The sequence below is a fragment of the Actinocatenispora sera genome (assembly GCF_018324685.1).
Taxonomy (GTDB): domain Bacteria; phylum Actinomycetota; class Actinomycetes; order Mycobacteriales; family Micromonosporaceae; genus Actinocatenispora; species Actinocatenispora sera.
Window position 1 is genome coordinate 6,823,058 of the sequence record NZ_AP023354.1, and the last position, 24,668, is coordinate 6,847,725.

Here is a 24,668-nt window from a genome sequence, read left to right on the forward strand (position 1 = left end):
CGGTCGAGCGGAGGGCGGCGGCGCACCGGAGGGCTACGGACCGGAGGTGCGGCGGTGCACGGTGTGGAGGCGTGGCTCGGCACGATCCCCCCGATCGCCGTGTACCTGCTGCTGCTGGCGGTCATCGGCATCGAGTCGATGGGCATTCCGCTGCCCGGCGAGGTGGCGCTGGTCAGCGCGTCGCTGCTGGCCGCCACCGGCGCCGTCTCGCCGTGGGGCGTCGGGATCGCCGCCGCGGCCGGCGCGATCATCGGAGACTCGATCGGGTACTGGATCGGTCGGCGCGGCGGGCAGGCGGTGTTCGACCGCCTCGGCCTGCGCTTCCCGAAGCACCTCGGCCCGGAGAAGGTCGACCGCGCCCGGCGCACGTTCCACCGGCACGGCGTGTGGGCGGTGTTCTTCGGCCGGTTCGTCGCTTTGCTGCGCATCCTGGCCGGCCCGATCGCCGGCTCGCTGCGCATGCCGTACTGGAAGTTCCTGCTGGCCAACGCCGGCGGCGGGGTGTTCTGGGCGGGCGGCACGACGGCGGTCATCTACTTCCTCGGCCGGGCCGCGGAGCGCTGGCTGAAGGACTTCTCCTGGGCGCTGCTGGGCGTCGTGGTGCTCGGCGGGGTGGTGACCGCGTTGGTGGTGCGGCACCGGGCCCGGTCGATCGCCGCCACCGAGCCGGACCACGAGCCCGCCGAGCCGCTCGCTCCCGCCCGCCGCGACTGAGCGGAGCGTCGCGCCGGCCTTGCCGCCAGGACCCAGGCGCGGACGGCGGGGATCCCCGCCGCGCGTCCGGCCCGGCCCGGCTCAGCCGGCCAAGGTGAGGGCCCCGCCGACCAGCAGCGCGATCACCTTCGCCGACTCCAGCGCGACGTACGCGTAGTGCGCGTGCGAGCGGGGGACGTCCGCACCGGCCAGTACGGCGTTCGAGCGGCGGGTCAGCCGCGGGCGGACCAGCGCCAGCTGCGCGACCAGCAGTATCGCAGCCGCCACCAGCAGCGCGACCGCCGGCACCGGCAGGCCACCGAACCCGGCCGCGACCAGGACCAGCACCGCGAACGCGGCCTCGGCGACGTTCAGCGCGCGGAACACGAGCCGGCCGATGCCGAGGCCGATCCGCAGCGTCACGTCCGGCGCCCGGAACTTCAGCGGCGCCTCCAGGAACGAGATCGCGAGCACCATGCCCAGCCAGGTGAACGTCGCCGCGACGCCGAGCGCCGCCAGCCCGCTCACGACCGGCCGCCGATCGGCGCGCGATCGCTCGATGTCTCACCCATGCGAACGAGTTTACACAATCATGCATTGTAAAAAATCCGAGGGGCGGTGCGCCGACCTCTGGTCAGCAACGACGCGATCCGCTACCGTTTGGTGCAAATATTCCAAAGCATCATTTCTGGGCGGAGGAAAGTGCCGATGAAGCGACGGACCGTTCTGGCCGGTGGTGCCGCACTCGCGCTCGGCGTCGTCGGCGCCGAACCGGCGTACGCGGCTGGCCACAAGCCCCGCTCCGACACCCGCAACATCGCTTACCACGCCTGGTCCGGTACCGACCTGGGCGCGGGCACCGCAGCCGGCACCACGGTCAACGGCGGCGCGGTCGTGCTTGCCGAGCCGATCGGCACCGTCGACTACACCGACCCGTACGGCGGGACCGCGACCTACGAGTACGGCCAGTGGACGTCGCCGTCGGTCGACCCCGGCTTCGGGCTCACCCAGCTGATCGGCTCCTGGAACGCCGACACGCCGGGCGGCAGCTGGCTGCAGGTCGAGGTGCGCGGCCCGAACACCGGCTGGTACGTGCTGGGCCGGTGGTGCGCCGACGACACGTCGCTGCACCGCACCTCGGTCGGCGGCCAGTCCGATGCCACCGGGGACGTCGACGTCGACACGTTCGTCGCCGCATCGGGCGTGACGCTCGCCAGCTGGCAGCTGCGCCTCACCCTGTACCGGCCCACCGGCAGCACCGACGCGCCGGCGGTGCGGTCGATCGGCGCGGTGGCGTCCGCCCTGCCCAGCAGCAAACCCACCGCGAGCGAGCCGGGTGCGGCGGCCGGCACCGTCCTGGACGTGCCGCAGTACTCGCAGGAGATCCACTCCGGCCAGTACCCGCAGTGGGACGGCGGCGGCGAGGCCTGGTGCAGCCCGACCTCGACGTCGATGGTCGTCGCGTACTGGGGCACCGGACCCACGCCCGACGACTACGCCTGGGTGGACCCGGGCTACGCGGACCCGTGGGTCGACCACGCCGCCCGCAACGTCTACGACTACCGGTACACCGGGTGCGGGAACTGGCCGTTCAACACCGCGTACGCGGCCCGGTTCGGCGGGCTGTCGTCGTTCGTGACCCGGCTGCGGTCGCTGGCCGAGGCGGAGCTGTTCATCCAGGCCGGCATCCCGCTGGTGCTGTCAGCGTCGTTCAAGAGGGGGGAGATTCCCGGGCTCGACTACGGCACCAACGGCCATCTGATGGTCCTCGCCGGCTTCGCCGCCGACGGCAGCCCGGTCCTCAACGACCCGTACTCCCCCACCGACTCCGCCGTCCGAAAGACCGTCGGCCGCCCCGAGTTCGAGTCCGCCTGGCTCACCACCTCCGGCGGCACCACCTACGTCATCCACACCCCCACCACGCCCCTCCCCCCATCCCCCACCCAACCCAACTGGTAACCCCCCGCGCTCCGCGAGCGAAGCAGAGCGCCCACAGCGGGCAAGCTCAACGAGCGAAGCGAAGGGCCACCCGCAGCCCAGCGAGCGAAGCGAAGCGCCCTCCCGCCGGAGGCGGGTTCACGTCAGCGAGCGAAGCGAAGCACCCGCAGCGGGCAAGGTCAGCGAGCGAAGCGAAGCACCCAAGCGCGGGCAGCACCTCAGCGAGTGAGGGGGGTGCCGGGGGGCGAAGCCCCTCCGGCGCGGGGTGCGGGGGCCGCGCCCCCGCAAAGCATGACGAGGCGGACCGGCAAGCGCAAAGCGCGAGCACAGTCCGCCCATCCGACGAGTGGAGGTGCCGGGAATTGAACCCGGGTCCTTCGCTGTGTTGCCAGGGCTTCTCCGGGCGCAGCTCGCTATGCCTCTACTTGGCCCCATCGATCACGCGAGCGAGACGATGTGACAGGCCCAGCCGCTGTAAAAGTCCCGTCCGAGTTCCGCGGCCGAACTCGGACAGCGAGCCCTCTAGCTGATGCCGGCTACCGGACCGAAGGCACTTCCGGACCGACAGACTTGCTGTCGCCTCAGGCGGCGAGAGCGAAGTCAGCGCGCTTAGAGTTGGCGCTTTTTGGTTTCCGACGACCGATTAATGAGACGACGTCGGCTTCCTCAGCCCGCTTCCCCTGGCTCGACGTACGAAGTCGAAACCAGTCACCCCCCTGTTGAGTTGTACATCGATCTTAACGCCCGGCCGCCCCGGTTGTCTTCCCGGTATCGCTCAGCGGATCGGGCTGCGCAGCACGATCGGGAACGGCTTCTCGATCGCCAGCTCCGAGCCGGGCCGAATCACCCGAACCTCGTTCCACAGCCCCTCGCTGGTCGGATCGGTGTGCACGTGCACCGTCTCGTCCGCCTCGATCCGCCAGTACGCGTCGGCTCCGCCCCGCGCGTACCACTCGGGCTTGCTGACCCGATCGCGGCGCCGAGTGGAGATCGACTCGATCTCGACCACGAGCCGTGGCCGGATCAACGGATAGAGCTCGTCGGTATCCGGCGGCTCATGGTCGAACACCACCAGATCGGGGACTGCCTGCCGGCCTCCGATCGACAGCCCGAATTCGTAGCGCAACGCCCAACCGTTAGGGAGCGCAGGTCGGACCAGGTCGTAGAGGCTGGAGCCGAAGTTCTGGTGGCGGCCGCTGGCCGGTGGGGTAACGATCAACTCTCCGTTGTCGATCTCGTACCGATGGCCGTCGTGGGGCGCTTCGGCGATGAAACGGAGCAGCTCGTCGTTGTCGACGGGTACGGGTTGCGCGGTCATGACAGCCTCCTTCCGCGGCAGAACCTAGCGTAGCCGCGCAACGGGCCGGATCAGGCCGTCATGCCCTTGCGGCGGCGGCCCATGACGCGGGCGATCTCGCGGTCGGCGTCGCGCTTGGCGAGGTCCTGCCGCTTGTCCCAGGTCTTCTTGCCGCGGGCGAGGCCGAGCTCGACCTTGGCGTACCCGTTGTTGAAGTAGACCGACAGCGGCACCAGGGTGACCCCGGACTCGGCCAGCTTGCCGGCGATCTTGTCGATCTCGCGCCGGTTGAGCAGCAGCTTGCGGGTGCGCCGCGGCGCGTGGTTGGTCCACGAGCCGTTGACGTACTCCGGGACATGCAGTCCGTACAGCCAGACCTCACCGCGGTCGAGGTGCGCGAACGCGTCGGTCAGCGAGGCGCGGCCGGCCCGCAGCGACTTGACCTCGGTGCCGGTCAGCACCATGCCCGCCTCGTACGTGTCGAGGATGGCGTAGTCGTGCCGGGCCCGCTTGTTCGACGCGACGAGCTTGCGCCCCTGTTCCCGTGGCACCGTTCCTCCACTCACCGAGAGGTTCCGCCGGGACGTCCCGCCGGCACCTCTGTTGCCCGACCGAGCGCCCATGGTACGGGACCGGCCACCCGCCGCGTCCAAGGAGTTTCCGCCGGACACGAACCGGCCGGGCGGCCCACGGTGGGTCGCCCGGCCGGTACCGGTCGAACGTGCGTGTCCGGGACCCGGCCGGGGCGGGATCCGCGAACACGCCGAGGTCAGGTGCGCAGTCGGAACCGCAGCGTGACCCAACCCGTGACGGCGCTGATCACCGCGGCGACGAGCAGCAGCAGCGGCAACGTCAGCAGGATGTCGTTCCAGCTGATCGGCGGGATGATGCCGGCGGTGAAGATCCCCGACAACGTCTTGTCCAGCAGGAACGCCTTGGCCACGGCCAGCACCACGAACGAGATGATGGCGCCGATCAGACCGGCGAACACCGCCTCCAGCACGAACGGTAGCTGGATGAACCAGTTCGACGCGCCGACCAATTTCATGATGCCGACCTCGCGGCGTCTCGAGTACGCGGCGACCTGGATGGTGTTCGCCACCAGCAGGAGCGCCGCCAACCCTTGCACGATGGCCACCACCAGGGCCAGGTTCTGGATGCCGTTGAGGACGGAGAAGATCTTGTCCAGCGTCTGTTGCTGGTTGACGATCGACTCGACGCCGGGCTTGCCCTTGTAGTCGGCCTGGACCGCGGCGTACTGGTGCGGGTCCTTCAGCTTGACCCGGAACGACGCCGGCAGCGCCTCCGGCTTGGTGGAGTCGACGAGGTCCTTGGCGTCCTTGAACTCGGTCCGGAAGCGCTGGTAGGCCTGGTTCTGGCTCTCGAACTGAAGCTTCGCGACCCGGTTGTCGTTGTTCAGCTCGGTCTGCAGCTGCTGCTTCTGGTCCTGCGTGAAGCCGGTCTTCAGGAAGACCGACATCTCCACCTTCGTATTGAAGTAGTCCTGCATGTCCTGGACCTTCCAGTACAGCAGGAGGCTGGCGCCCAGCATCGACAGCGACACCGCCATCGTGATGATCATGGCGATCGTCATCGTGACGTTGCGCCACAGTCCGAGGAAGACCTCGGACAGGACGTACTTCGCGCGCATCTGCTTCCTTCCGGTGGTGAGCCGCGCTCTATCTCGGACGGGAGTCTTGCGACCCGGTCAGCCGTAGACGCCGCGCGGCTGGTCCCGCACGATCCGGCCGGTGTCGATCTCGATGACCCGACGACGCATCTGGTTCACGATGTTGGAGTCGTGGGTGACCATCACGATGGTGGTACCGGTGCGGTTGATCCGGTCCAGCAGCCGCATGATCTCGATACTGGTGTCCGGGTCGAGGTTTCCCGTCGGCTCGTCGGCCAGCAGTACCAGCGGACGGTTCACGAACGCCCGGGCGATCGCCACGCGCTGCTGCTCACCGCCGGACAGCTGGTGTGGGTACCGGTTCTCCTTGCCGCCCAGGCCGACCAGCTCCAGGACCTCGGGCACCACGCGTCGCGCGACGGTCCGCGACTTGCCGATGACCTCCAGCGCGAACGCGACGTTCTCCGCCGCGGTGCGGTTCGGCAACAGCCGGAAGTCCTGGAACACGCACCCGATGGACCGGCGAAACGCCGGCACCTTCCAGGAGTGCATGTTCGCCACGTCGCGGCCGTTGACGACCACCCGACCGGAGGTGGGGGTCTCCTCCCGCAGCAACAGCCTGATGATCGTGGTCTTCCCGGAGCCGGTCGGCCCGATGAAGAAGACGAACTCACCCTTCTCGATGAAGGCGCTGGCACCCTCCAGCGAGGGTCGCGTCGCCCGCGGGTAGGTCTTGGTGACGTTCTCCAGCTGAATCACGGGTCGGAAGTTTACGCGGAGCGACAAGTGCCGGCGGGGGCAGGCAGGGTACTTCGTCCGGTACCTGCATCGGTGGCCGCCGTTTCAGTGGCTCTTACCTCGAAATTCGCCCGGTAGCGTGCCGCGAATCACGCCATTGTGGGCGGTTCGTCCGGCACGGGCTGGGCCCGTCGCGACCGGAAACACGACGGGCCCGAGGGGTTTCGCCCGTCCGCCACCGACCAACAGCGTCCCGGGCCGTGGACGACTGGGGAGGTCGCCCACACAGAAAGTTACCTTCTTTGCGGTACGGCGCGGCGTAGCAACGCGCGGTGCTCACTCCCCGGAGTGAGCACCGGCGCGCTGGATGAACACGAAAGGGCTAGCCGACCGGCTGCTGCTCCCGGCGCCAGCGGATGCCGGCCTCGATGAACGCGTCGATGTCGCCGTCGAACACCGCCTGCGGGTTGCCGGTCTCGTGCGTGGTGCGCAGGTCCTTGACCATCTGGTACGGATGCAGCACGTACGACCGCATCTGGTCGCCCCAGGAGCCGGCCACGTCACCGCGCAGCTCGTCGATCTTGGCGCGCTCCTCCTCCTGCTTGAGCGCGAGCAGCTTCGCCGACAGGATCGCCATCGCCGAGGCCCGGTTCTGGATCTGGGACCGCTCGTTCTGGCAGGTCACGACGATGCCGGTGGGGATGTGCGTGATCCGCACGGCCGAGTCGGTGGTGTTCACACCCTGACCACCCGGACCGGACGAACGGTACACATCCACCCGGATGTCGTCCTCCGGGATCTCGATCTCGTCGGTCTTCTCCACCACCGGGACCACCTCGACCGCGGCGAAACTGGTCTGCCGGCGGCCCTGGTTGTCGAACGGGCTGATCCGCACCAGCCGGTGCGTGCCCGCCTCCACCGACAGCGTCCCGTACGCGTACGGCGACTTGACCTGGAAGGTCGCCGACTTGAGGCCGGCCTCCTCGGCGTAGGACGTGTCGTACACCTCGGTGCCGTAGTGGTGCCGCTCGGCCCAGCGCAGGTACATCCGGAGCAGCATCTCGGCGAAGTCGGCCGCGTCCACCCCGCCCGCGCCGGCGCGGATGGTCACCAGCGCCTCACGCTGGTCGTACTCACCGGACAGCAGGGTGCGCACCTCGAGCTCGTCGACCGACTTGCGCAGCCGGGTCACCTCGGCCTCGACCTCGGCGACGCTGCCCGCGTCGTCCTCCGCCTCGGCCAGCTCCAGCAGCACGCCGGCGTCGTCCACCCGCGACCGGAGGCTCTCCAGCCGGGCCAGCTCCCCCTGCACGTACGACAGGCGGGAGGTGACCTGCTGCGCGGCCTCCTGGTCGTCCCACAGGTCCGGCGCCGCGGCCTGCGTCTCCAGCTCCGCCTTCTCCCGGCGCAGCCGGTCGATGTCGAGCACCTTCTCGATGCCGGACAGGGTCTGGTCGAGGCGGCGCAGCTCGTCGGCGAGGTCCTGGATCGTCACGTCTGCCAAGGGTACGCGGCGGGTCGACGCTTCGTCTGCTCGCCCGCCGCGCCCCGGTTCGCACCGGCCGGAGGAGGTCCTGGCGGGACCTCTCAGCCCCGGGGAGCGTTCTTCAGCCAGGTCAGCGCCGCGCGGTGGTACGAGACGGCGAAGTTGAGCGCCGCCGCGCCGTACTCGTCGCCGTCGGCCGCGGCCTGCTTGGCCTGCTCCCGCGCCGCCGACAGCGCCTGGGTGTGCTGCGCCTCGGCCTGCGAGTACAGCTCGGCGAGCTGCTGGCCGCTGTGCAACTTGCCGAACGCCACCCGCAGGATGACCGGGTTGCGCAGTTGGTCGCGCCCCACCGGCTCGGACAGCCAGCGGGCGAACGCCCGCTTGCCGGCAGCGGAGATCGTGTAGGGCTGGCTGGCCCGCGGGCCCGGCTTTCCCATCCGCACCAGGCCGGCGTCGGCCAGCGCGGGCAACTCCCGGTAGACCTGGCTTCGGGTCATCGACCAGAACGGGCCGAGCTTGCGCTCCGCCGCCGCCATCAACTGCCCGCCCGTCATCGGGCCCTCGTGCAGCAGCCCCAGCAGGGCCGCCGCCGTCGCGTTGAGACCAGAATCCGCCATAGCCATTACGCTGCCACCTCGTCGCAGTGAAATCCAGACTTTTCGTCGATCCATTGTGTACTGTCCGGCCGGGACGGTCGCAACTGGACAGTGGGTCGACCGGACGGCAGCCCAGCCACGGCGGGCGCGGATGGGCGAACCAGCCAGCCGGGTCCGCAGACGAGTGCGGCGCCGGTCGGTGTCCCGACCGGCGCCGCCTTACCGCGCAACGGTTCCGTGCTCGCCACCGCCGTCGCTCTCAGTTGCCGAAAGCACCCATCGTCGGCATCGGCCCGCCGATGCCGGGCGGATTGCCCGCGGTGCCACCGGATCCGGTGCCATCGCCCCCGTCGGTACCGGTGCCCCCGTCGGTACCGTCGCCCTGATCACCCGGCGCCGCGCCGTCCCCGCCGTCGGCCTGGGCACCGCCGCCACCGGGCGTCGCGCTGGGTGACGACGGCGGCGGGCTCACCGACCGGTGATGGTGCTGGGCGGGCGTCGAGGCCGACGGGTGCCTCGGGTCTGCCGCCGGCGGTGTCGGCTGCTGGCCGCCACCACCCACGAGCAGCCAGCCGCCGATCGCGAGCAGTGCCACCAGCACCACCCCGGCCGCCACGCCGACCAGCAGCTTGGCCCGGCTGCCGCCGGCCGCCGGCTCGCGATCGGCCTGCCACGGCGCGGCCTCGGCCGGCGCGGCGACCGGCACCGGGCCCGACCGTACCGGCTCGATCGGCGTCGGTTCGGCCGGCACCGGCTCGACCATCGAACTCGCCGCCGGGGCCGACCCGAGCAGGCTGTCCAGGCTGACGAAGCCGCCATTGGTGGGCTCCCGGTCGCCCCGGGGCTGCAGCGTGGGGCTGTCCGGCGCCAGCGCCACCGGCGGCAGCCCGACCAGTGCCGGCTCCAGCTCGGCCAGCCGCACACTCAGCTCACCGGCGGTCGGGCGCATCGCCGGGTCGAGCTCCAGGCAACGGTTGATCAAGTCCCACAACGGTTCCGGCACCCCGGGCAGCTGCACGACGGTCCAGCCGTGGTGCCGGCGCAGCACCTCGTCGACGCTGCCGCCACGGAACGGGCTGCGGCCCGACAGCGCCTCGTACGCCACGATGCCGATGCCATAGACGTCGCTGGCCGGCATTGGCGGCTGACCCGCCACCACCTCCGGGGCGACGTACTCCGGGGTGGCGTGCGTGGCCCCGACGGGACGCTGCATCCGTTGCGCCACACCGAAGTCCACCAACCGAACCCCGTCGGTACCGGGCGGCTCGGGGACCAGGATGTTGCCCGGCTTGACGTCGCCGTGCACGACACCGGCCGCGTGCACGGCCGAGATCGCCGCGGCGACCTGCGCCAGCACCGAGGCGGCGGCCGCCGGCGCGAGCGGGCCGTCGGCGATCAGCAGCCGGCGCAGGTCGCGCCCGGCCACCAGGTCCATCACCAGCGCGTACGACCCGTCCACGGTGTGCAGGAACTCGTGCGCGCGGACCACGCCGGGGTGCCGCACCTCGCCGAGGACCCGGGCCTCCTCACCGAACGCCTCGACCACGTCGGGCTGCGCGGCGGCCGAGGGGTGCAGCAGCTTGACCGCCACCGGCGTACCGGTGGTGAGGTCCCGCGCGCGCCACACGGTGCCGGCGGCGCCGGACGCGATCTCCGCCTCCAGCTCGTACCGCTGCTCCAGGATCCTCGTCATGGCCCCTCCACTTGACTCGAGCCATCACGCTAGGGGCTTGTCAGCCGCCGTGGCGGGGTCGAGCCGAGGGGTGGCACAAACCCGGGAGCAGGGCCGCCGGATGGGCTCCGGCGGCCGTCGACGCGGCGGGTGCCGGCCCGGTCAGAGGCGGCTGCGCAACTCCCACAGCTCGGGGTAGAAGCGCATCTCCACCCGAGAGCGCAGGTAGTGCGAGCCGGAGCTGCCGCCGGTACCCGTCTTGGTGCCGATCTGGCGCTCCACCATCAGCACGTGCCGGGCCCGCCACAGCGCCCACACCTGGTCGTGCTCGACCAGCGCCTCGGCCAGGTCCCACAGCGGGCCGAACCGGGCGCGGTCCCGGGCGATCGTCTCGTATGCGGTGAAGCGTTGCTCGGCGGTGTCCACCGAGAACCCGGCCGCGGCCAGCACCCGCAGGAAGCCGTCCCACAGGCTCGGCTCCTCGAGCCGGCGCAGCAGGTCGCTGCGCTGGTCCGGGGTCAGGCCGCGGAACCGCTCGATGTAGCCCGGGTCCTTGAGCCCGGACAGGAACTCGATCTCGCGGAACTGGACCGACTGGAACCCCGACGCCGGCGCGAGCACGGTGCGGAACTCCAGGAAGTCCTGCGGGGTCATGGTGTCGATCACGTCGACCTGCTGCACCGCGAGCCGGCCGATCGCGCGGCAGCGCTCCAGCCGTACCCGGGGCAGGTACGTCTCGCCGGCGAGCAGCCGGTCGCGGGCGTCGGTGAGCTCGTGCAGCGCCAGCTTGAACCACAGCTCGTACGCCTGGTGCACGGTGATGAACAGCAGCTCGTCGTGCGCGGCCGGGTCGGTCTGCGGTCGCTGCTGGTCGAGCAGCTCGGGCAGGCGGAGGTAGCTGCCGTAGGTCAGCAGGCCGCCCTGTTCGCCGAAGTGGGTGTCGTGGGTGTGCGTCACATTCGCGCACGCTACCGCGTGGCGGTGTGGGTCACCGCAACAGCGCGTGCCGTTCCGCGTGGGTTTTGAGGGTTAGTAGCTGTTTGCGCATCATGATCAGGTCGCCGCCGGCGAGGGCGAGGGACAGGGCGCGGGCGGGGCCGCGGCGGCGGGCGAGTACGAGCCGGCAGAGCAGCCGGGACCGGTGCGGGTCGATCGGCTCGACCGCGTAGGTGCCGGCGAGCCGGCCGAACAGGCGCTCCGCCGCCGGGAAACCGCGGCCGGAGAATCTGTGCCCGGGTTCGATCTCGCGCAGTTCGAACACCATCAGCCGCTGGCCGACCCGCAGGTCGTCGGCGCCCGGCGTCAGCTCCCTCGGGCTGCGCCGGCCCCAGTTGTCCAGCCAGTCGTACGAGTAGGGCGCGACGGCGAGCTGGCACACCCAGCGCCAGGTGACCGGCGCCGGCGCGTCCACCGTCACCGCTCTGGTCAGCCGCTCGACCGGCCCGGGCAGGTAGTCCTCGCCCGGGTAGCACCGAGCGACCTCCGCGGCGGTACCACCCCAGTTGCGTATCCGGTCGAGCATCGTGCCACCTCCGTACGCCACCGTATGGTCGAACCATACGCTAGCGTATGGAGGCGATGAGAAGGAACCTGACACGTACCGACTGGGCCGACGCGGCGCTCACCGCCCTCGCCGACGGCGGGCTCGCCGCGGTCGCGGTCGAGCCGATCGCGGCCCGGCTCGGTACCACCAAGGGCAGCTTCTACTGGCACTTCGCCAACCGGGACGCGCTGATCGATGCGGCCCTGGCGCACTGGGCGGACCAGCACACCGAGGCGGTGATCCGCGAACTGGAACCGATCGCCGACCCGCAGCGGCGGCTCGACGCGCTGCTCGCCGCCACCATCGGCCGAACCACTGCGAACCGGGCCGAACTGGCGCTGCTCGCGCACGCCGACCACCCCGCCGTCGCACCGGTACTCGCGGCCGTGACCGCGCGCCGGGTCGACTTCATCGCCGCCGCGTACCGGCAGGCCGGCTGCCCGGAGCAGGAGGCACGGTTCCGTGCGGTGCTCGGGTACACCGCCTACATCGGGCTCCTCCAGGCCCAGCGGGCCACCGCCGGCGCCCTACTTCCCGACGCCGACCGACCCGGCTACCTGTCCTTCCTGCACCAGGTGCTGCACCGCGAGCAGCCCTGACCCCGAACACGCGAAGGGGGAGAGAGCCGCAGCCCTCTCCCCCGCTCGATCGATCCGGGTCAGCCCATGTGCGGGTAGCGCCAGTCGTGCACCGGGACGAACGTCTCCTTGATCGCCCGCGGCGACACCCAGCGCACCAGGTTCTGCCAGGACCCGGCCTTGTCGTTGGTGCCGGAGGCGCGGGAGCCGCCGAACGGCTGCCGGGACACGATCGAGCCGGTCGGCTTGTCGTTGACGTAGAAGTTGCCGGCGGAGAACCGCAGCACCTCGCTCGCCCAGGTGATCACCCGGCGATCGGTGGCGAACACGGCGCCGGTCAGCGCGTACGGCGAGGCGTCCGCGGCCTGCCGGGTGACCTGCTCGAAGTCGGCATCGTCGTACACGTGGATCGCGATGAACGGCCCGAAGTACTCGGTGCTGAACACCTCGTCGGTCGGGTCGGTGCACTCCACCACGGTCGGCTGGACGAAGAAGCCCTCGCTGTCGTCGTACCCGCCGCCGGCCACGATCGTGCAGGAGTCGGTCGCCTTGGCCCGCTCGATCGCCGCGACGAGCTTGTCGTACGCCCGGCGGTCGATCACCGCGCCGCCGAAGTTCGACAGGTCCGTCACGTCGCCGTACTTCAGCTCGCCGGTGGTCGCCACCACCTTGTCGCGCAGCCCGCCCTGCCAGATCGACCGCGGCACGTACGCCCGGGACGCCGCCGAGCACTTCTGCCCCTGGTACTCGAAGGCGCCGCGGACCAGCGCGACCGTCAACGCCTCCTGGTCGTCCCAGCTCGGGTGCACGATCACGAAGTCCTTGCCGCCGGTCTCGCCGACCAGCCGCGGGTACGCGCGGTAGCGCTCGATGTTGCCGGCGACGGTGCGCCACAGGTGCTGGAAGGTACGGGTGGAGCCGGTGAAGTGCACCCCGCCCAGCTCCGGGTCGGTCAGCGCCACCTCGCTGACCGCCTGCCCGTCGCCGGTGACCAGGTTGATCACCCCGGCCGGAAGCCCGGCCTGCTCGAAGATCCGCATCGTGTAGTGCGCGGCGAGCTGCTGGGTCGGCGTCGGCTTCCACACCACCGTGTTGCCCATCAGCGCCGGCGCGGTCGGCAGGTTACCGGCGATCGCGGTGAAGTTGAACGGGGTGATCGCCGTGACGAACCCGTCCAACGGCCGGTGGTCGAACCGGTTCCACTCGCCCGGCACGCTGCGCGGCTGCTCGCCCAGGATGAACGCGCCGAAGTGCGCGTTGAACCGGAGGAAGTCGATCAGCTCGCAGGCCGCGTCGATCTCGGCCTGCTGGATGCTCTTGGACTGGCCGAGCATGGTCGCCGCGTTGATCGTCTCCCGCCACGGGCCGGCGAGCAGGTCGGCGGCGCGCAGGAACACCGCAGCCCGCTCCTCGTACGGCAGGGCCTGCCAGGCGGGCGCGGCCGCCTTGGCGGCCGCCACCGCCGCGGCCACGTCGTCGTTGCTGGCCTGGGCGCTCTCCCCCAGTACGTGCGCGTGCTTGTGCGGCTGCACCACGGAGAACCGGTCGCCGGCGGCCATCCGCTGTTCGCCGGCGATGGTCATGGTCAGCTCGACCTTGTCGGCGGCCAGCTCGGCCAGCCGGCGGGTGAGCCTGTCGCGCTCGGCGCTGCCCGGTGCGTACGGGTGCACCGGCTCGTTGCTCGGCTCGGGTACCTGAAAGAGCGAGTCCATCTCCCACACCTTCACTCGGCGACGCTGGCGAGTGCGTGCCCGGCCGGCACGCGCGAGGCCCGTACGGACCTCGTCGTTCCACCTGATCCTGTCCCGGTCGGCCGGGACCCGCGGAACGTCGGTTCAATACTGTCACGGCACCTGGGATACGTCGGCGGCGCAGCCCGGTGACCTCCGGTTCTTCTGATCCCGCCCGGTCGCACCGGGCGATTCGACCCCTACCGTACGTCCGGGCTGTGCCGCCGGTCACCCGGTCGCCGCTGCCGGAGGGCCTCCCGGCGGCCGGCGTAGGCTGGGCACCCGTCGGGCGTACCGGGCGGAGGGACCAGGACAGCATGACCAAGCGCGCCTCCGGGCCCGATTCGAGGCCCGCCACTCGACCGGATCCGAAGCCCACCTCTCGGTCCGGTTCGAAGCCTGCCGCCCGGCCCGGTTCGAAGCCCGGCTCCCGGCCCGGTTCGAAGTCTGGCTCCCGGCCCGGTTCGACGCCCGCCTCGAAGGCCGCCAAGCTCCCCGAGCCGGGCCTGCGTTCCACGCTGATCCTGCTGGTCGTCGCGATCCTGCTGTTCGCGATGATGCTGCGCGGTGAGCACATCCTGGTCCGCGCCGCCGGTGATCCGGCGGTCGCCGCGATCCAGGTGGCCACCTTCCTGTCCTCGATCCTGTTCGCCGGGCTGATGCTCGGCAACGCCGCCGGCCTCGCCGCGGTCCGCGCCTTCGCCGGCCACGACGGCACCGCGCTGGTCGGCCGGGTCGCCCGCCGTACCCTGCTGGCCGTGCTCGGCGGGCTGGTCGCCGGCGTGGTGGCCGGCGGAGCCGCGTACCTGCTGGAGGCTGACCTGCGCAGCGGCGACCGGCTGCTCGTCGGCACCAGCATCGCGATCAGCGCGCTGCTCGGCGGCGCCGCGGCCGCGCTCCGGCCCGGCCTGATGGTCGGCGCCGGCGTCCTGGGCACCCTGGTCGTGCTCGCCGTGCTGGCCTTGCGCAGCGTCTTCATCACGCCGCTGACCAGGCTGTTCGGCGGCGAAGGCACGATCGAGAAGTACGCCAGCGCGCAGTCCACGCTGGCGCTGGTCAGCTTCGTCGTCGCCGGGGTCGTGGCCGGCGTCGCGATCCACCTGTACGCGCGGCGCACCGGCAACCGCCTGCGCATCGCCAGCACCATCGGGGCCGGTGCCACCGCCGGTGTGTTCACGCTCGTCGGCTTGGCGCTGACCTGGGTGTTCGACCGTCAGCTGATCAGCAGTGCCGGCGGCCTCGATCTCGGCGATCAGCTCGCCTTCCACATCGCCGGCATGTACCAGCTCAACGGCGGCCTGGCGCTGCTGTTCGCCGGCGCGATCGTCGCCCTGGTGCTGTACGGCCGGACCCGCGGCCCGCGCCGCCCGCGCCCCGCGAAGCGCCCCACCGGCAAGCCGGAGTGGGCGGTCCGGGAGGAGCGCCGCGCCGCCGAGATCGACCGCGCCGCAGCCAGCGACCCGGCCACCGGCACGACGTCGACCGGCAGCAAGGGCCCCGCCGCCACGACACCCGGAAAGGCCGGCACAACCAAGGCCGACACAACCAAGGCCGGCACGAGCAAGGCCGCGAGCACGGCGGCCGCGAGCAGGGAAGCCACCGGTGGCGAGAATCCCGCCGGCGGCAAGCCCAGCGCGGACGGCGAGGGATCCGTCGCGAGCAAGGCTGCCGCAGACGGTAAGAGCGCCGCGAGCAAGCCCGGTGCGAGCGCCGCGAGCAAGGCCGCCGCAGCCGGTAAGAGCACCGCCGGGCGCAAGACCGACGCAGCGGGTAGGAGCGCCGCGAGCAGGCCCGCCGGTCAGGGCGCCGGGCGCAAGGGCGCGGGCACGGCCAAGGGCGCCAGCGGTACGGGCACGAGGAAGGACGCCGCTGGATCGACGCCGGGCGACGCCCCGGGTGCCACCGAGGCCGAGGGCGCGACCGGCGGCGGCGACGGCGCGGCGACTCCCGAGAGTGCGTCGCCCACGCGCAGCGGCAAGCCGACCGGCAACCGCCGGCGCGCCCGCACCTGAGCCGAGGATCCGGGGCGCCGGGTCGATCAGCTGGCGACGAGGTCGGCGAGCTCCGACACGTCGTACCACTCCAGTTCGTGGTCCTCGGCGCCGTCCACGGTGAACTGGGCATCCCCGTCGCCGCTGGCCGCCGCCAGGATCGCGTCCGCTGCGGCCGCCACCGCCGGCTCGGCATCCGCACCGTCGACGTGCAGCGCCGCGACCGCCGCCAGCGGTACCGAACCGGTCACCGTGACCTCGCTGTCACCGAGTTCGGTGCTCGCCGGGAGCGCCTGCGACGCCGGCAGGTCGACTGAGACCACCGCCCGGCGACGCGGCGCTGCCGGGTCGGCCGCCAGCAGTGCCAGCGCGGCCTGTGCGGCCCGGGTGAACGCGACGTACTCCAGCTCCTCGTCGTCGCCCTCCGCGTACCACTCACGCAGCGTGCCGGTGACCGCCTGGCCGGCGACGACGCGCAACGCGCCGTCCGCATGCAGCCGGCCGAGCAGCGGCAACGTCGCCGGCAGGTAGACCCGTACCGATGCCTCGGACACGTGGTTGCACATCCTTCCTCGCCGACCGGCCGCCCGGCGGGCCCACCGGCTTGACGCGCGACAGTGGCCGAGTCGCGCCGAGGTCCATTCGCTCACCGGCGAGGCGGGGTGCGAGGGCATACCGGTCGCATGCGCTCCATCGGACCCGCTCGTCCGCCGGGTGGGCGGCTCGCGGACCCGACCGGCGATGCCGCCAGCGGGCGAAGGGGGCCAACGCGGCCCGGCCGTCTGTCGTGCTCCAACACGTAAGGCTACGGTACAAGCAAACGGCGGCAAACGAACGCACCGCCGCCGGCCGCCAGCCCACGACGGGAGTCGACGAATGTCGTCTCGTTTCCTGCCGCTCGCCGACGTCGCCGACGAGCTGAACGTCACCGAGTCACAGGTGTACCACCTGGTGCGCAGCGGGGATCTGGCGGCCATCAAGATCGGCGGCCGCGGCCAGTGGCGGGTCGAGCGGGCCAAGCTCGAGGAGTTCATCGAGCGCAAGTACGCCGAGACCGCGGCCTGGGTGGCCGACAACCCGCTGCTCGCCCGCGACGCCACGGAGTAGCGCCGGGGACCGCCGCTACGGAGTAGCTGGGGACCGCGGAGCAGCGCTCTGCGGCCGCGACAGTCGCCGTCTGTCACATACTCGTCAGCCGCGGAGGCGGGCGCGTCTTCCTTCGGGCGTGTATAGCTATCCCAAGAGAACGGAAGCAATCGAAGGCAAACGAAGACATTCGCCCGCTCTGGCATCGGAGACATCCCCATGGCGACTCCGCTTCCCGCCGGCCCCCTCCGCGAGCCGATCCCCGCCGGCCCGTACCCGCGGCTCGTCGAGGACGACGACGGCACGCTGCACGTGCTGTCGCCACCGGACACCGAGCCCGAGCCCGACCCCGACCCGTACTGGGAGCGTCCCCGGCTGTCCGCCGTCGGCACCGAACTGCCGCTGACCTGGTCGCCGGCCCCCGACGACAGCGACGACACCGACCCGACCGAGTACCCGCCCGGCGCGCAGCGGGCCGCCTGGGTGCTGATCAACGGGTACCTCGAGGTGCTGGCCGGCCGGCGTCCCGCCAGTCAGCTCGCCGGCCCGGCCACCCCGGCCGCGGCGCGCCAGCTCACCCAGATCTCCCCGGATCCGAAGCGGCGGCTCCGGCTGTTCCGGCTGCACGTCATCGAACAGCTGCCGGGCCGCGCCGAGGTCGTCGTACTGCTCACCGACCTCGACCGGGACGAGGTTTTCGCGGTCGCGCTGCGCCTGGTGCACATCGACGGCGCCTGGCGCTGCGCCGACTTCCAGGGCGTCTGGTGAGCCGGTGCGCGGCACGCCGGCCGACCGGCCGCGCGTTGCGGCCGAGCCCGGCCGGTCAGGTGACCCGGGCGAAGCGCCACGCCGCGAGCAGTACGAAGAACAGCGTGCAGCCGCCGGTCAGGGCCAGCTCGTCGGTCACGCTCATCCGGTGGCCGAACAGCACCAGGCCGGTCAGCGCACCCTGGTCGGCGCGGACGTTCGAGCCGATCAGCAGCCGCCGGATCGCGTCGACCGGATAGGTGAACAGGTTGAACGTGGCGATCCGGCCGACCCAAGACGGCAGCCCGGCCAGCGGCACCAGCGCGCCGGACAGCACCAGCATCGGGTACGTGAGGGCCTGCGTCACCGCGGTGAAGCTGTGCGGCTTGGCGATGAACGTCGCCAGCGCCACGCCGAGCGCGGTCACCTCCACCGCCATCAGCCCGGTACCCGCGAGCACCGCCAGGATCGTCCCCGGCCCGGGAAACAGTCCCATGATCGGCGCACCCAGGAACAGCAGGACCGCCTGCACGGTGGAGATCAGCGCCCCGCCGAGGATCGCACCGAGCACGATCGAGACGCGGCTCGCCGGCGACACCAACATCTCGCGCAGGAACCCGAACTCGCGGTCCTGCACGATCGTCACCGCGGACAGCAGCGACCGGCCCAGCACGGTCATCGCGATCACGCCCGGGAACACGAACGCCTCGAAGCTCACGCCGCCGGTGGTGCGCACCAGCGTGCGCATCCCGTACCCGAAGATCAGCAGGAAGAAGAACGGCTGGACGAAGCTGGAGAGGATCTTCGCCTTGGAGCGCAGGTACTTCTTCAGCTCGCGGCGGACCACCATGCCGATCACGCGCAGCTCGGCGACCAGCCGCGGTTCCCGGCGGTGCGCGCCGGGCTCGAAGTTGCCGACCGGCTCGTCGTCCGCCACCGTATGCGGCGCTCCGGCCGTCCGAACCGCCGTACCGCCGCGTCCGGCCGGTTCCCGCCGTGCCGCACCACGCGGTGCCGGCGACACGGGTGCCGGATCGCGGGGGGCCGGGTCGTGCCGCGCCGACCCGCTCCGGTACGTGCCGGGTTCCGCCACCGGTTCGGCACCGTGCCGGGCCGCCGGGCCACGCCGTCCCGCCAGCTCGGGCCGTCCCGCCAGCTCGGGCCGTCCCGCCAGCTCGGGCCGTCCCGCCAGCTCGGGCCGCGCCGCCGGCTCGTCCGCGCCCTGGGAGGCGGCGACCGGGGCCCCGGTGCCGTGCCGCGGCGCGGGGGACACCGGCGCTGCCTCGGACCCGCCGTGGCGGGACACCGGCGCGGCGTCGGCGGCACCGTGGCGCGCCGCAGCGGGGGCCGCATCGGGGCCGCCGTGCCGCGGCGCCGGCGATCCGGGCACGGCGTCGGAATCACCATGGCGGGGCGCCGGGGACGCCGGCGCGGCCGGCGCCGGTTCGGCGCCGTGTCGGGGCGGTGCAGTGGCGACCGGCTCGGCCCCGTGCCGGGGCGCCGGGGACACCGGCGCGGCCGAGACCGGCTCGGCCCCGTACCGGGCTGCGGCAGAATCCCGGTCGGTACCGTGCCGGGGCGCCGTGGACACCGGCGCGGCCGAGACCGGCTCGGTTCCGTACCGGGCTGCAGCGGAGTCCTGGTCGGTGCCGCGCCGGGGCACCGCGGCCGCCCCGTGTCGCGCTGCCGGTGCGGCCTCCGGCTCGACGCCGTGCCGTGCCGCGACCGGCTCGACGCCGTGCCGGGATACTGGTGCGGGTGACGGCGCACCGCGCCGGCCGGCCGGGGCCGCCGACTCGACGCCGTGGCGCGAGGTCGTGGCCTCCGGGCCGGTCCCCGAATCCGGCTCCGGTCGGCCGTGCCGTCCCGGCGCCTCCGGTGCCTCGTCCCGGTCGTGCCCGTGCCGGGAGTCCGGTGCTCCGTCCCGGCCGTGGCGACCCCGGGATTCCGCCGCCTCGTCCCGGCCGTGCCGTCCCGCCGCGTTGCGGTACGGGGACGGGGTACCTGGGCGGTCGACCGAGCGACGGCCGCCCGAACCCGGGTCGGCGCGCGTCCCGGTACCGATGCGCTCCGCCCCGCGCGGTCGCGGTGCCGCTTCGGCGCTGTCCGTTCGAGCCGCGGCGTCGGCACCGCTCGCGCGGTCCGCACCGGGGCTCGTCCGTCGCCGCGGCGACGGGCGGCGCGGTTCGCGGTTCGCCGGCGGCTCGGGCCGCAGCCGGACGGTACGTTCCGCGCGGTCGTCCTCGGCCTCGTCGGCCACCGGCACCGGGCCGCCGAACAGCGGGCGACGGATGCCGGTGGTGCTGCGCGCGGCGTACACCCGGGACGACTGCGCGTCACTCACGAACGTGCCTCCCCGCCGGAACGCCGACCTGCGCGGCCGGCACCGGCTCGACCATCGAGCTCACCGCCGGGGCCGACCCGAGCAGCCTGTCCAGGGCACCCCGTCGGACGCTGCGCCCGCGTCACCCGCCGACACCCGTTCGGGAGGCGTCGTGCCGCGGGGTGCGCGCGACTCTCCCGCCGGTGCTCGCGCAGGAACGCCGCCGCGCCGGAGCGTTCATCCGGCACCAGGTCGCGCGCCGCCCACGGTGCGCTCATGAATGCACCCGGCGGCGGTGGGTGGTGGCCGATTCGGCCGCCTCGCGGGCCATCGCCTGCTCGGTGAAGTGCACGAACACGTCGTCCAGGCTGGGCCGCTGCACGCTGACCGAGGTGGCCGGTACGTCGATGTGGCCGAGCAGCCGGCCGATGCCGCGCTCCGCGTCGGGCACGCAGCACACGATCATCTCGCCTTCCGCCCACGCCGGTACGCCGGCGGCCACGAGCTGGTGCAGCGCCAGCGCGTTGTTGGTGGTACTGAGCCGGATCCGGTCCAGCCCGACCGCGGACTTGAGCCGGCTCGGAGTGTCGATCGCGACGAGTTCGCCGGCGTTGACGATGGCGAGCCGGTCGACGTTCTCCACCTCGTCCATGTAGTGCGTGGTCATCAGCACCGTCAGCCCGTCCCGGTCGCGCAGGTGCCGGATCTCCTGCCAGAGCCGGGTACGGGTGGGCGGGTCGAGACCGAGGCTCGGCTCGTCCAGGAAGAGGATCTTGGGCTTGTGCAGCAGCGCGCGGACGATCTCCAGCCGTCGGGCGAGGCCGCCGGACAGCCGTGCGACCAGCGCCTTGGCGTGCGGTTCGAGCCCGAGCAGCAGCAGCGCGTACTCGATGCGTTCGTCCAGCTGGCGCCGTGGCGTGCCGTACAGGGTGGCGTGGAACCGCAGGTTCTCCAGCACGGTCAGGCCGGGATCGAGGGTGCTCTCCTGGAACACGAACCCGATCCGGTGCCGCACCTCGCGCGGCGCCTTGACGGTGTCGTACCCGGCGACGCGGGCCCGGCCGCCGCTGGGCAGCATCAGCGTGCTGAGCATCTTCATCGTGGTGGACTTGCCGGCGCCGTTGCGGCCCAGCAGCGCGAAGATCTCGCCGTCCGCGACGTCGAAGCTGACGCCCGCGACCGCGCGGTGCTGCCCGTAGTACTTGACCAGGTCGGTGACCTCGATGGCCAGTGACTGACGCATGCTGCTCCCGTCCATGGTGCGGGCCGCGCGCGGTAACCGGTACCGCAGGCTCGGCGTGCCGGCGCACGGCTGCGCAACGGCCACGTACCGGCACCGCTTCGCGCCACGGTGCCGGTACGGCAGTGCGGGGACCCGGTCGGCGCCGGTTTCCCGCCGACCACGGTCCGTCTCGGGCCCGGTTCGGGCCGCGAACTCAGAATCAGAGGCCGAGGTTCTGGTCGGCCACGGTCAGGTCGAGGTGGTTGCCGGCCTGACCGGGCGTGCCCAGCCCGACCACCTCGTGCCCGCCGGCCGCAACGCCCAGGTGGGCGCTCTGGTCGGCCAGGTTCACGTCGCCGCCCGCGTTCACGCCGGCCGGGCCGTGCACGCCGACCGCGCTGGTGCCGGTCAGGTCGAGGCCGGCACCCCCGTGAATCGGGCCGGCCTCGAAGCCGGTCGCGCCGTGGGTGGCGTCACCCAAGTTGTCCAACGGCAGAATTCCACCGAGACTCATCTGCGCGTACTCCCTTGAATTCGGTCAGTAATCAATGAACCAGGCGCCTGGTCCGGGCCAGTTTGACCAGCCAGAACGGAGGCGTCAAGTCATGATCTGCCGTATCTCTGCCGATTTGGCCAGCCTCTCGGTGCCATTCATTGATATATGTTGGTGAATGGCTGACCACATTCTGTAGTGACTGCTGTTGAAATGCGGACCGGAAAGCGATCGCCGCGCGCCGTGCGCGTCCGTACGAGATCGACGGGGCGTGACGAAGAAAATTGCGGGAAAGCTGTGACCGGGCGTTGCGTCCGCTGTCGGTCGCCGATGTCGACCGCGCCGCGTATCCCCAAGGACACGCGGCGCGGTCGAGTCGGATCAGGGTCCCGGCGCGGGTCGGATCGGCCCGGTCGACGGGACCAGCGTGCAGGCGGCGTCAGCGAGGCGTCGCGTGGGTCAGCTCGGTGCCGGCCGGCAACACCAGGAAGACCCGCGGCGCGATCCGGTCCATGCCGCCGCGCAACCCGAAGACCAACCCGGAGGCGAAGTCGACGACGCGCTTGGCGCCCGCCTCGTCCATCCCGCTCAGGTCCATCAGCACCGGCACGCCCTCGCGGAACCGCTCGCCCACGGTGCGCGCCTGGTGGAAGCTGGTGAGGTGAATGGTGGCGAGACGACGATCGGCAACAGGGGCGACGTCCGGCACGCGAGTCGGCACGGCCTCGTCGTCGTGCGGCTCACCGGAGTCCAACCCCAGCCAGGAACGGGACCTGTCCACCGCGGCCATCTCGGGCACCTCCTCCCACGTCGCTGCTGCTACGCGCTCCCACCTGTCGTTCGACCTGCGAGTTCCACAATGGAGTGTCGCACCGGCAGGCAAGTCTCCGCGAGTGCGATATTCGCTTGGTGATCACAGGTTAACCCAGATTCACCTACCCACCCGGTACGCCGCGCGCACCTACCGGGTGATCCACCGCCAACGCTACGGCCGGTACCGACACTCACCACCCGCCCTGACGCCGATCCGACAGTCCACCCGACCGGGCACCGCGCCAATTCCGCTCGTTCCCGATCGCCGCAACCGCGAGCCGACCGCGGCGGCCATCGGTCGCTCGTTCTTCTCGCCGGTGACGTCACCGGCGGTCGGGGTGCACCGCCGCTTCGATCCAGTCGTCGACGAGGTCGGACATGATGTCCAGCGGAACGGAACCCTCCGCGAGCAGGCAGTGGTGGAAGTCGCGGATGTCGAACGCGGCGCCGAGCCGCCGCCGGGCGCGATCCCGCAGCTCGTCGATCCGTACCCGGCCGATCATGTACGACAGGGCCTGACCGGGCGCGGCGATGTAGCGGTCCACCTCGTTGTCGATCTCGATCAGCGGCAGCGCGGTGTTGTCCCGCATGAACTCGACGGCCCGGCCGCGCGACCAGCCGTGGTGGTGCAGCCCGGTGTCGACGACCAGCCGGGACGCCCGCCACGCCGCGCTGGCCAGCATGCCGAGCCGGTCGACGTCCGTGCCGTACAGGCCCATCTCGTCGGCGAGGTGCTCCACGTACAGGCCCCAGCCCTCCGAGTGAGCCGCCGACTTGCGGTACCGGCGGAAGTCCGGCAACGCGAGATCCGCGCTCACCACCCCCTGCAGGTGATGGCCCGGGACGCCCTCGTGGAACGCCAGCACCTCGTACACCGCCAGCGCACGCTCACGCGGCCGGTCGGTGTTGACCCACAACGACCCCGGGCGCTGGCCGTCGGCCGACGGCCACAGGTAGTACGCCGCGATGCCGCCGCGGGCCTGGATCGGGTCCATCTCGTTGATCGTGCACGGCGGCACCGGGTACCCGCGGAACCAGTCCGGCAGCGCCGTGACCGCCCGCCCGTACGCGGCCGCCACCCGCTTCGTGATCTGCTCGGCGCTGTCGCAGCGCAGCGCCGGATCGTCGCGCAGCCGCCGGAACGTGTCCGCCACGTCGGCCGTGCCCAGCGCTCGCGCACCGGCCGCGGCGACCTCGTCCCGCAGGGTGTCGAGCAGGTCGAGCCCGGCCGTGTGGATCGCCTCGGCGGGCATGCCGGTCGTGGTGAACGACCGGGCCAGCGCCGCGTACCCGTCGACGCCGCCCGGGACGTGACACAGCCCGACGTGGTCGTCGTCGCGCGCGCCCGGCAGCAACTCCTCCGCCAGCGTGCTGCGCAGCCGCTGCAGCGCGGGCCGGATCTCCTCCGCCCGCGCCCGATCGGCGCGGGCCCGCCACCGGTCGAGGTCGACCCCACCGGCCGGTACCGGCCGCAGCAACGGATCGTCCGCGGGCCCGCCGGCCAGGTAGTCGTCGAGCTGCCGGATCGCCTGCCGGATCCCGGTCGCCGTCGGGTACCGGCCGTCCTTCGCCGCCGCCAGGTGCCGGTCCCGCACCGCGTCGAAGTACCCGCCCAGCCCGGACAGCCGCCGCAGGTACGCCTCCGCCCGGTCCGGGTCGGACAGCGCGACCCGGGGCACCGTCGACAGGATCATCGACAGCGTGCCCGCGACGCTCGCCGACACGCTGACCTCGTCCAGCCCGGTCAGCGCCACCGCACGCTCGTCGGTCAGCCGCTGCCCGAGCACCGCGCAGGTGATCAGATCGGTACCGGTGAGGGCCGTCCGGTCGACCCCGGCCAGCCGGTCTGCCAACTCGCGCAGCGTGCCGGCGTACCGCTCGGACTCCGCCCGGGACGGGTCCGTCACCTCGTCGAGATGGTCGGACATGCCGAGCATCGACGCGCTGATCGGATCGTGCGCCAGGTAACCGGTGAAGTAGCTGTCGGCGATCCGGTCCAGCTCGCGGCCGTCCTGAGACATCGGCTTCCCTCTCGTGGCACGCCCTCGGCCCGCGGCTACTCCGACACGCCAGGATGTTCCGAGCCTACGCG

The 24,668-nt window shown here is 72.1% G+C and carries 23 protein-coding genes and 1 other RNA gene; 6 read left to right on the forward strand and 18 right to left on the reverse strand.

The annotated features are described in order from the left end of the window. Window positions 1-54 precede the first annotated feature (54 nt). Window positions 55-714 carry a DedA family protein gene (locus tag Asera_RS32055; RefSeq protein ID WP_030449364.1) on the forward strand — a complete coding sequence of 220 codons (660 nt, stop codon included), beginning with the start codon at window positions 55-57 and terminating at the stop codon, window positions 712-714. A gap of 81 nt (window positions 715-795) precedes the next feature. Here the strand turns inward: Asera_RS32055 and Asera_RS32060 are convergent, their stop codons facing one another. Next, entirely contained in the window at window positions 796-1,221 is a 426-nt protein-coding gene (locus Asera_RS32060; protein WP_030449365.1) for a hypothetical protein, read from the reverse strand. A 180-nt stretch (window positions 1,222-1,401) separates the two neighbouring features. Here Asera_RS32060 and Asera_RS32065 point away from each other — a divergent pair, with 180 nt between their 5' ends. Further along, window positions 1,402-2,652, forward strand: a complete 1,251-nt coding sequence (locus Asera_RS32065; RefSeq protein WP_030449366.1) for a C39 family peptidase — start codon at window positions 1,402-1,404, stop codon at window positions 2,650-2,652. A gap of 323 nt (window positions 2,653-2,975) precedes the next feature. Here Asera_RS32065 and ssrA read toward each other — a convergent pair. The 10 genes from ssrA to Asera_RS32115 form a co-directional block, all read right to left on the reverse strand. Next, window positions 2,976-3,347: a transfer-messenger RNA gene (ssrA, locus tag Asera_RS32070) on the reverse strand. 59 nt (window positions 3,348-3,406) lie between these two features. After that, window positions 3,407-3,949 carry a Uma2 family endonuclease gene (locus tag Asera_RS32075; RefSeq protein ID WP_051802973.1) on the reverse strand — a complete coding sequence of 181 codons (543 nt, stop codon included), beginning with the start codon at window positions 3,947-3,949 and terminating at the stop codon, window positions 3,407-3,409. A 50-nt stretch (window positions 3,950-3,999) separates the two neighbouring features. Beyond that, on the reverse strand, window positions 4,000-4,479 hold the full coding sequence (gene smpB / locus Asera_RS32080) for an SsrA-binding protein SmpB (protein WP_030449368.1): 480 nt from the start codon (window positions 4,477-4,479) through the stop codon (window positions 4,000-4,002). Between the two features lie 218 nt (window positions 4,480-4,697). Then, complete coding sequence (gene ftsX / locus Asera_RS32085; protein ID WP_030449369.1) at window positions 4,698-5,579, reverse strand: permease-like cell division protein FtsX; 882 nt, start codon at window positions 5,577-5,579, stop codon at window positions 4,698-4,700. A gap of 57 nt (window positions 5,580-5,636) precedes the next feature. Continuing rightward, a complete protein-coding gene (ftsE, locus tag Asera_RS32090) occupies window positions 5,637-6,317 on the reverse strand; it encodes a cell division ATP-binding protein FtsE (protein WP_030449370.1) in 681 nt (226 codons plus the stop codon). Between the two features lie 361 nt (window positions 6,318-6,678). Beyond that, on the reverse strand, window positions 6,679-7,791 hold the full coding sequence (gene prfB / locus Asera_RS32095) for a peptide chain release factor 2 (RefSeq protein WP_030449371.1): 1,113 nt from the start codon (window positions 7,789-7,791) through the stop codon (window positions 6,679-6,681). Between the two features lie 92 nt (window positions 7,792-7,883). Beyond that, window positions 7,884-8,399: a PadR family transcriptional regulator gene (locus tag Asera_RS32100; RefSeq protein WP_030449372.1), complete on the reverse strand. Its 516-nt coding sequence runs from the start codon at window positions 8,397-8,399 to the stop codon at window positions 7,884-7,886. Between the two features lie 238 nt (window positions 8,400-8,637). Continuing rightward, window positions 8,638-10,071 (reverse strand): serine/threonine-protein kinase, encoded by a 1,434-nt coding sequence (locus tag Asera_RS32105; protein WP_051802974.1) that lies wholly within the window; start codon window positions 10,069-10,071, stop codon window positions 8,638-8,640. Window positions 10,072-10,212: 141 nt separating this feature from the next. Continuing rightward, window positions 10,213-11,007: a tryptophan 2,3-dioxygenase gene (locus tag Asera_RS32110; protein ID WP_030449374.1), complete on the reverse strand. Its 795-nt coding sequence runs from the start codon at window positions 11,005-11,007 to the stop codon at window positions 10,213-10,215. A gap of 31 nt (window positions 11,008-11,038) precedes the next feature. Then, a complete protein-coding gene (locus Asera_RS32115; RefSeq protein ID WP_035298546.1) occupies window positions 11,039-11,572 on the reverse strand; it encodes an SRPBCC family protein in 534 nt (177 codons plus the stop codon). Between the two features lie 56 nt (window positions 11,573-11,628). Between Asera_RS32115 and Asera_RS32120 the strand changes: the two genes are divergently transcribed. Next, window positions 11,629-12,192 carry a TetR/AcrR family transcriptional regulator gene (locus Asera_RS32120; RefSeq protein ID WP_157035153.1) on the forward strand — a complete coding sequence of 188 codons (564 nt, stop codon included), beginning with the start codon at window positions 11,629-11,631 and terminating at the stop codon, window positions 12,190-12,192. 59 nt (window positions 12,193-12,251) lie between these two features. On the opposite strand, the gene pruA is transcribed toward Asera_RS32120, so the two are convergent. Then, a complete protein-coding gene (pruA, locus tag Asera_RS32125) occupies window positions 12,252-13,883 on the reverse strand; it encodes an L-glutamate gamma-semialdehyde dehydrogenase (RefSeq protein WP_030449377.1) in 1,632 nt (543 codons plus the stop codon). Between the two features lie 335 nt (window positions 13,884-14,218). Between pruA and Asera_RS32130 the strand changes: the two genes are divergently transcribed. Continuing rightward, a complete protein-coding gene (locus Asera_RS32130; protein WP_157035154.1) occupies window positions 14,219-15,913 on the forward strand; it encodes a hypothetical protein in 1,695 nt (564 codons plus the stop codon). A gap of 26 nt (window positions 15,914-15,939) precedes the next feature. Here the strand turns inward: Asera_RS32130 and Asera_RS32135 are convergent, their stop codons facing one another. Further along, entirely contained in the window at window positions 15,940-16,446 is a 507-nt protein-coding gene (locus Asera_RS32135) for a DUF6912 family protein (protein WP_030449379.1), read from the reverse strand. Window positions 16,447-16,768: 322 nt separating this feature from the next. Between Asera_RS32135 and Asera_RS32140 the strand changes: the two genes are divergently transcribed. Next, window positions 16,769-16,999, forward strand: a complete 231-nt coding sequence (locus Asera_RS32140; RefSeq protein WP_030449380.1) for a helix-turn-helix domain-containing protein — start codon at window positions 16,769-16,771, stop codon at window positions 16,997-16,999. 198 nt (window positions 17,000-17,197) lie between these two features. Beyond that, window positions 17,198-17,746 (forward strand): Rv3235 family protein, encoded by a 549-nt coding sequence (locus Asera_RS32145; protein WP_030449381.1) that lies wholly within the window; start codon window positions 17,198-17,200, stop codon window positions 17,744-17,746. 55 nt (window positions 17,747-17,801) lie between these two features. On the opposite strand, the gene Asera_RS32150 is transcribed toward Asera_RS32145, so the two are convergent. From Asera_RS32150 to Asera_RS32170, 5 genes are all read right to left on the reverse strand, one after another. Beyond that, window positions 17,802-20,069, reverse strand: a complete 2,268-nt coding sequence (locus Asera_RS32150) for an ABC transporter permease (protein WP_051802975.1) — start codon at window positions 20,067-20,069, stop codon at window positions 17,802-17,804. Window positions 20,070-20,322: 253 nt separating this feature from the next. Further along, on the reverse strand, window positions 20,323-21,291 hold the full coding sequence (locus tag Asera_RS32155; protein ID WP_030449383.1) for an ABC transporter ATP-binding protein: 969 nt from the start codon (window positions 21,289-21,291) through the stop codon (window positions 20,323-20,325). A gap of 199 nt (window positions 21,292-21,490) precedes the next feature. Further along, entirely contained in the window at window positions 21,491-21,784 is a 294-nt protein-coding gene (locus tag Asera_RS32160; RefSeq protein WP_157035157.1) for a hypothetical protein, read from the reverse strand. A gap of 418 nt (window positions 21,785-22,202) precedes the next feature. Continuing rightward, the gene (locus Asera_RS32165; RefSeq protein ID WP_212804784.1) at window positions 22,203-22,544 is read right to left on the reverse strand and encodes a cell division protein SepF; all 342 of its coding nucleotides are present in this window, start codon (window positions 22,542-22,544) and stop codon (window positions 22,203-22,205) included. 355 nt (window positions 22,545-22,899) lie between these two features. Continuing rightward, window positions 22,900-24,597, reverse strand: a complete 1,698-nt coding sequence (locus Asera_RS32170; protein WP_035298548.1) for a DUF885 domain-containing protein — start codon at window positions 24,595-24,597, stop codon at window positions 22,900-22,902. Between the last annotated feature and the right edge of the window lie 71 nt (window positions 24,598-24,668).

Excerpts from the sequence above, each read along its gene's own strand:
- Asera_RS32065 (WP_030449366.1), top strand. The coding sequence starts at position 1,402 with ATGAAGCGACGGACCGTTCTGGCCGGTGGTGCCGCACTCGCGCTCGGC.
- Asera_RS32075 (WP_051802973.1), bottom strand. The coding sequence starts at position 3,949 with ATGACCGCGCAACCCGTACCCGTCGACAACGACGAGCTGCTCCGTTTC.
- ftsX (WP_030449369.1), bottom strand. The coding sequence starts at position 5,579 with ATGCGCGCGAAGTACGTCCTGTCCGAGGTCTTCCTCGGACTGTGGCGC.
- Asera_RS32100 (WP_030449372.1), bottom strand. The coding sequence starts at position 8,399 with ATGGCGGATTCTGGTCTCAACGCGACGGCGGCGGCCCTGCTGGGGCTG.
- Asera_RS32105 (WP_051802974.1), bottom strand. The coding sequence starts at position 10,071 with ATGACGAGGATCCTGGAGCAGCGGTACGAGCTGGAGGCGGAGATCGCG.
- Asera_RS32115 (WP_035298546.1), bottom strand. The coding sequence starts at position 11,572 with ATGCTCGACCGGATACGCAACTGGGGTGGTACCGCCGCGGAGGTCGCT.
- Asera_RS32120 (WP_157035153.1), top strand. The coding sequence starts at position 11,629 with ATGAGAAGGAACCTGACACGTACCGACTGGGCCGACGCGGCGCTCACC.
- pruA (WP_030449377.1), bottom strand. The coding sequence starts at position 13,883 with ATGGACTCGCTCTTTCAGGTACCCGAGCCGAGCAACGAGCCGGTGCAC.
- Asera_RS32130 (WP_157035154.1), top strand. The coding sequence starts at position 14,219 with ATGACCAAGCGCGCCTCCGGGCCCGATTCGAGGCCCGCCACTCGACCG.
- Asera_RS32140 (WP_030449380.1), top strand. The coding sequence starts at position 16,769 with ATGTCGTCTCGTTTCCTGCCGCTCGCCGACGTCGCCGACGAGCTGAAC.
- Asera_RS32145 (WP_030449381.1), top strand. The coding sequence starts at position 17,198 with ATGGCGACTCCGCTTCCCGCCGGCCCCCTCCGCGAGCCGATCCCCGCC.
- Asera_RS32155 (WP_030449383.1), bottom strand. The coding sequence starts at position 21,291 with ATGCGTCAGTCACTGGCCATCGAGGTCACCGACCTGGTCAAGTACTAC.
- Asera_RS32160 (WP_157035157.1), bottom strand. The coding sequence starts at position 21,784 with ATGAGTCTCGGTGGAATTCTGCCGTTGGACAACTTGGGTGACGCCACC.
- Asera_RS32170 (WP_035298548.1), bottom strand. The coding sequence starts at position 24,597 with ATGTCTCAGGACGGCCGCGAGCTGGACCGGATCGCCGACAGCTACTTC.